Consider the following 5850-nt stretch of genomic DNA (forward strand, 5'->3'; position numbering starts at 1 on the left):
CTTCTGGGCAGCGCTGGTCCCTTCCAATGGTACGTCGTGAACTCCAGCGCATGCTGGCCCGCTGGACAGGAATCTGTCCCTCCTGTGGCAAGGTCATCCGGTGGCGTATGGATTCCTCTTACCTTAACGTAGTAGTACTAGGGATCTTAACCCTGTGGAATGGATTTTCTGCGACGATACCCTCCGAGACCAGCCAGGACCAGAAGGCCCGGACAGAGCGCAGGTAGCAGTTGATGGTGTGTCCTGAGAGGCCTTTCTCCTGAGCGTGGTTGAAGGGGTGGCCGGAGAAACGCCTCTTGTGCTGGAGGTGAAGAACGAAGGCCCTGATCTCCCCCGGGCCAATCCGGGTCACTTCGGTGGGCAAGCCTTCGGAGCGGAGAAAACCCTCAAGGTGGCCCACACTGGAGGCCACGATTTCTATGGTCTTCTGGCTCTTGCCCTCGCTCCGGGCGCAGAAGCGGTAGCCGGAGAGGAGGTTCCCCAGTGCCTGGGGGTTTCTTGGCGAAGCAAGAGGGCCTTCTTTACAAAGCTGGTTTTGGGGGCTAAAATAGATACGGTTTTGGGCGGTTAGCTCAGCGGTTAGAGCGCCTGCTTCACACGCAGGAGGTCACAGGTTCAAGTCCTGTACCGCCCACCATATTGAACGATAGGGGGAACTGTCATCCCACTGTCAGCAAGTTCCGCTGAAGGCTTCGGTATCGTGTAGCTCACCGCCACCTTATCACCTGTCGCCTTGACCTCCGTCACGAAGCTCCTGATAAACGAGCGCCTTTCTGCCAGCGCGCTCTCTGTGAGGAGCGTCTTCAGGTCCTGTACGTAGCGTCCTACGGCCTCTGCATCGGCCAGTTCCAGGTGCCAGTCGGCCAGCAGTGCCTCCAGCTCCCACCTGGTAGCGAGCAGCTGCTTCTGGCGGTCCCTCAATTGCTGGATGCGGGGTGCCAGGTCGTCCATTGTCATCCTTCTGTCTCTGGGGCATCGTAGAGCCTCTCCAGGCGCTGGGTGGCATCGCCGACCTCGGCCTTGACCGCCTCCATCCTGTCCAAATACTCCACGCTGGCGGCATCCATGTTCACACCACCGAGGGGCCTGCCGTTGCGGAGATGTTCAGGTGCTATGCCTCTGGCCTTGCCACGCTGAGCCAGCTTGCGGGGGCGCTCAACGTTCAGGGTTTCAGGACGCGAAACATGCACCGCCTCCCGGACGCCAACGGCAACCTGGCAAACGGGCCGAGGCTCTTCACCACCGCCTCGGTGAGAGGCATCCTCCACAACCCCTTCTACACCGGCAAGGTCCAATACAAAGGCAAGCTCATGCCCGGAGCCCATGAGCCCCTGGTGAGCCAGGAGGTCTTCGAGCTTGTCCAGGACGCACTCAAGAGGAACAGCGGGCGCTCTGAAACGCTGCACCCCAGGCCGGAGAGGGAATACCTGCTCAAAGGGATCATCCGCTGCGCCTACTGCGGGATGCCCATGTGGGCCCAGACGTACAAGAACGGCCAGAGATACTACCGTGAGCACACGGCCTCCAGGAGTCACGCGGTATGCCTGGCTGAAGGTGCTTCTATGCATTGCGACGTGCCGGACGAGCAGATCGGGAAGATAGTGGAAGCCATAGAGCTGGGGCCGAAGTGGCTTGAAGAGGTCCTGGCCATCATCAGCCTCAAGGACGAGGTTGAGAGGGTGAAGAAACAGCGCCAGGACGTTCAGGAGAAGCTGCGCCGCATGGCCAGGGCCTATGTAGACGGCGTCTTCCCCGATGAGGAATACCACCGGCAGAAGAGGCTCCTGGAGATGGAACTGGAGACCCTGGTCGTGCCCCAGGCGAGCGCCGCGGAGGATGCCGGGAGACTGCTCATTGACCTGCCAAGGCTATGGGCCGGGGCCACTCTGGAGGAGAGAAGAAAGCTCCTCTTGGCGATGCTGGACGCGGTCTATGTGGACGCTAAGGAAGAGAAGCGAATTGTGGGAATCAAGCCCAAGCCGCCGTTCAGGCCGATATTCCAGGTGGCTACCACCAAAGAGGGCTCAGGCGTCCTGCTAATGAAAGAGCCTCCGGCTTCTCAACCGGAGGCTCGGTGTTTCTGGTGGAGACGGGGGAGAGTCGAACTCCCCGTCCAAAGGAAGCCCCCCGTCGGGCTCTACAGGCTTAGCTGGCTTTCTTTCTTGCCCCCCGGGTGGAAGCCAACTCCACTGTTAGGGGGCCAGCCGTGTTTTTCTTTGGTGCCCCTTACCGGCGTGGGGGACACCGCACCTCAGCTTTCGGCGCCCCTCCCCAGCCCCTGAGGGGGGCCGGGGGAGACGTGGCAGCCTAGTTAGGCCGCCAGAGCGTAAGCTTTTTCGCCGCTTATCTTTTTGCCACCGGATTAGCCAGGTGATGGCCCCTGGGCCTGCACCCTTCGGTCCTCTTCCCCTGTCGAACCCCTCGTCCCCGCAGTTTCTATTGTACACCACCGACCCCGAAAATTCAAGGCCTTCCCTTCTCGCCCTTGAAGGCCCTTTCCACCTCCCTCTCCGCCTCCCTCTCCTTCAGGGACTGCCTCTTGTCGTAGAGCTTTTTCCCCCTGGCCAGGCCGACCTCTATCTTGGCCCAGCCCTTCTTGAAGTAGAGCCTGAGGGGGACGAGCGTGTATCCCTTGGCCGAAACCTGGCCCGCCAGAAGGTCTATCTGGTCCCGGTGGAGTAGCAGCTTGCGCGGACGGGTGGGGGGGTGGTTGTAGGGCCCCCCCGCCTCATATGGGGGGATGGTCACCCCTTCCAGCCACATCTCCCCTCCCTCCGGCCGCACATAACCCTCCTTCAGGCTCACCCGCCCCTGGCGGAGGGACTTTATCTCGGTCCCGGTGAGGGCCAGCCCCGCCTCCAGGGTCTCCAGGATGTGGTAGTCGTGGAAGGCCCGGCGGTTGACGGAAACTACCTTTTCCTGGCTCACGGGGCCTTTTCCAGGTATTTCAGGGCCGCCTCCAGGACGGGGTCCCTGCCCTCATCCCCGGGGGCGGGCTCGATGGGGTAGTCCGGCTCCAGGCCCCGGCCCTCAATGGCGTGGCCCAGGGGGCTCTCCCAGCGGCTAGTCGTAATGATAAGGGCCGAGCCATCGGAGAGGGGGTGGAGGACATTCACCGAGCCCTTGCCAAAGGTCCGGGAGCCAAAGAGGGGGGCACCCCTATTGTCCCGCAGGGCCGCCGCCAGCACCTCCCCCGCCGAGGCGGTATAGCTGTCCACCAGGATGGCCAGGGGGTATTGGAGCGCCAGACCATCGCCCGAGGCCTTGAAGGGCCTTTTCTCTCCCCGGCTGTCCACTTCGTAGGCGACGACAGCGTCCTTCTCCAGGAACTGCCCTGCTACCTCTATCACCTCGTCCAGCAGGCCCCCCGGGTTGCTCCGCAGGTCCAGGACCAGGGCCTTTGTCTCCTGGGAAAGCTGAGAGAGGGCCCCTTTCAGCTCCTGGGGGGTCTGGGAGGAGAAGGAGGCAATGCGGATAACAGCCACCCTGTCCTTTGGAGCCAGGGTGACGCTCTTATTGCTTATCTCCTCCCGGACCACTTCCACCGCCGCGGGGCTGGCCTCTCCTTCGTGGAGGATAAGGAGGCGGACGGGGGTCCCCTTGGGCCCCCTTATGCGGGAAATCAACTCAAGGAGGGTCAGGTCCGCGGTGGGCTCCTCGTTCACCTGGAGGAGCCGGTCCCCGGGCCTTATCCCGGCCTTCTCCGCTGGGGAACCGGGCAGAGAGGCAAGTACGATGAAGTCGCTGTCCCTCTGGGTTACCTCGATCCCGATGCCTTCGAATTTCCCTTCCAGGGAGGCCTGCTCCCACTGGTAGTGCTGGGGGTCCAGGTAGTGGGTATAGGGGTCCTGGAGGGCCTCCAACAGGCCCCTGATAGCTCCCCTTTCCAGCTTCACCTGGTCCAGGGCCGGGGGCTCCACATAGTCCTGGGAAAGGGCCTGCCAGGCCTCTTCCAGGATGGGGAAAGAAGGGGTGCGGTGGAGGGGGGCGGCCAGGTACCCTGCCCCGAAGGCCAGGGCGAGGAGAAGGGCCGGGACCAGGAAGACGAGGGGGTTGCGCCAGCCTCTATTCATCAACAGGATTGTATCACGCAAGGTATGAAAGGCCAAGAGAACAGGGCCCCTTTCAGGAACTCTGTTGTCCGGCACGTGTTGCCGGAGGCGGGGAAGGGTGGTAAAATTGGGGCATATGGTAAGGAGGTGAAGAGGGATGTGTGACAACTGCGTCTCCCATGCCGCGAAGAAGGTAGAGAAGAAGGGGGAGAAGAAACCGGTTAAGAAATAGAAAGTCCGGGGTTGGGGCTGTAGCTCAGTCGGGAGAGCGCCTCCTTTGCACGGAGGAGGTCAGGGGTTCGAATCCCCTCAGCTCCACCAAAGGTGACTTTCGCATAACCGCTGTTTCCCTCCTTTCCTGCAGCATTTTCCCAGTTCAAGTTACAGCAGATCCTGCGAGATTTGAGGTCTTCCGATGGCACTATTCTGATACCCAGTCGTGAAACCAATTCCAGCCGATCTTCAAAGCTGGCATTAGCAAGATTGCCATTTCTCAGCGCGACCAATTCTTTGCGAAGCGCATCAATGTCGACTACTCCCTTATCGTTCACGCGCATGAGGTTTTCGATCTCAGCCTCGGCTTGTCTTATTGCTGTTCTCAATGTGTCGACTTTGCACTTAGCTTCTTCATCATCGTAAATTCCTTTCGCGAAACCGTCCTGCACCCTGCCTAACTCGCGCTTGGCCTGCTGGATCTTGTTTTCCTCGATCTTAGACAGTTTTTGACTGGCCGCGAATCTGTTTGATTCATTGGCTAGCTGCAATTCAATCCATCTATCATCCTCTAGCAATTGGCAGAGTTCCTGCCAGATATCCTCGTCCCATGTAGCGGGAATGAACTTCCTGTAGTCACAGGGATTCTTGATCCAAGGGTAACTGTGTTCGCGGCAGTAGTAGTAGACGGCTTTCGAGTCTTTCCGTTTGAGCATCACCGACATGGGTTTGTGACACTTGGGACAAAGCATTCTGGCTCTGAAGAGTGCGTGGATAGACTTGCCAGCTTTACCTCGACCTCGTCCTCTCTCCCTTAGCAGGCTGCTGAAAAACTCCCTTGAGTTGACTGACATGGCAAGCAGATTGTGGTAGAGTCAGGGCATCTAATTTCTTTGAGGCCAGAATGCGTGGCAAAGTAGAGAGACAGGTGACAATGCTGAGTTCCCTGACGCCTGACGAACTGGTACCTCGAGACCACCCCATCCGACACATCAAGCCCATTGTAGAGAGGCCCTTTCGGAACTATCCCTGACGTTCAGCCGGATGTACGCCGAAGTTGGCCGTCCGTCCATACCTCCCGAGCACCTGCTCAAGGCATGTCTGCTGATTGCCTTATACTCAATCCGCAGTGAGCGGCAGTTCTGCGAGCGGCTTCAGTACGACCTGCTGTTCAAGTGGTCCCTGGACCTGAATATCATGGATCCGGCTTTTGACGCCTCGACCTTCTCCAAGAACAAGGAAAGACTGCTGGAGCACCAGGTGGCACGCGAGTTTCTGGGAGCGGTGTTAGCGGAAGCGCGTGACAGGAAGCTGCTGTCGGAAGACCACTTCACCGTGGATGGCACCTTACTGGAAGCAAGGGCCTCGTTGAAGAGCTTCCGTCCAAAAGGTGGTGGTGAGACGACAGAAACCGGCGAGAAGAACCCCGGGGTGGCCTTTCGCGGGGAACACCGGACCAATGCCACGCACGGGTCGACCACGGACCCGGAGGCTCGGCTGGCGAGAAAAGGGAGCGGCAAAGAAGCCAGATTATGCTTTGCCGGCCATGTGCTTATGGAAAACCGCACTGGCTAGGGTGGTCGAC

At 59.8% G+C, this 5850-nt stretch carries 4 protein-coding genes, 2 tRNA genes, 1 other RNA gene and 2 pseudogenes; 4 read left to right on the forward strand and 5 right to left on the reverse strand.

Annotation, left to right across the window (positions count from 1 at the left end; genetic code table 11):
• Positions 1–118 precede the first annotated feature (118 nt).
• Positions 119–412, reverse strand: coding sequence for a phage integrase SAM-like domain-containing protein (locus tag KJ624_04950; GenBank protein MBU2009175.1), 294 nt, complete (start codon positions 410–412; stop codon positions 119–121).
• Between the two features lie 149 nt (positions 413–561).
• On the opposite strand from KJ624_04950, the gene KJ624_04955 reads away from it, so the two are divergent.
• Positions 562–637, forward strand: a tRNA-Val gene (locus KJ624_04955).
• Here the strand turns inward: KJ624_04955 and KJ624_04960 are convergent.
• The gene (locus KJ624_04960) at positions 616–951 is read right to left on the reverse strand and encodes a hypothetical protein (GenBank protein ID MBU2009176.1); all 336 of its coding nucleotides are present in this window, start codon (positions 949–951) and stop codon (positions 616–618) included. The two genes, KJ624_04955 and KJ624_04960, sit on opposite strands and share 22 nt — an antisense overlap.
• Positions 952–1100: 149 nt before the next feature.
• Between KJ624_04960 and KJ624_04965 the strand changes: the two are divergent.
• A pseudogene (locus KJ624_04965) lies at positions 1101–2122 on the forward strand (recombinase family protein).
• Here the strand turns inward: KJ624_04965 and ssrA are convergent.
• From ssrA to KJ624_04980, 3 genes are all read right to left on the reverse strand, one after another.
• Positions 2082–2429: a transfer-messenger RNA gene (gene ssrA / locus KJ624_04970) on the reverse strand. The pseudogene KJ624_04965 and the gene ssrA sit on opposite strands and share 41 nt — an antisense overlap.
• Positions 2430–2463: 34 nt before the next feature.
• Positions 2464–2928 carry an SsrA-binding protein SmpB gene (smpB, locus tag KJ624_04975; GenBank protein ID MBU2009177.1) on the reverse strand — a complete coding sequence of 155 codons (465 nt, stop codon included), beginning with the start codon at positions 2926–2928 and terminating at the stop codon, positions 2464–2466.
• Entirely contained in the window at positions 2925–4076 is a 1152-nt protein-coding gene (locus KJ624_04980; protein ID MBU2009178.1) for a S41 family peptidase, read from the reverse strand. Before KJ624_04980 ends, smpB begins: the two co-directional genes overlap by 4 nt.
• A gap of 221 nt (positions 4077–4297) precedes the next feature.
• Between KJ624_04980 and KJ624_04985 the strand changes: the two genes are divergently transcribed.
• Positions 4298–4373: transfer RNA gene (locus KJ624_04985), tRNA-Ala, on the forward strand.
• A 796-nt stretch (positions 4374–5169) separates the two neighbouring features.
• A pseudogene (locus KJ624_04990) lies at positions 5170–5837 on the forward strand (transposase).
• The last annotated feature ends 13 nt before the right edge of the window (positions 5838–5850 follow it).

This window comes from Chloroflexota bacterium (assembly GCA_018825785.1).
GTDB lineage: Bacteria > Chloroflexota > Dehalococcoidia > JACVQG01 > JAHKAY01 > JAHKAY01.

What these genes read in the sequence shown, in the direction of transcription:
- KJ624_04960 (MBU2009176.1), bottom strand. Translation starts at nt 951, where the DNA reads ATGGACGACCTGGCACCCCGCATCCAGCAATTGAGGGACCGCCAGAAG.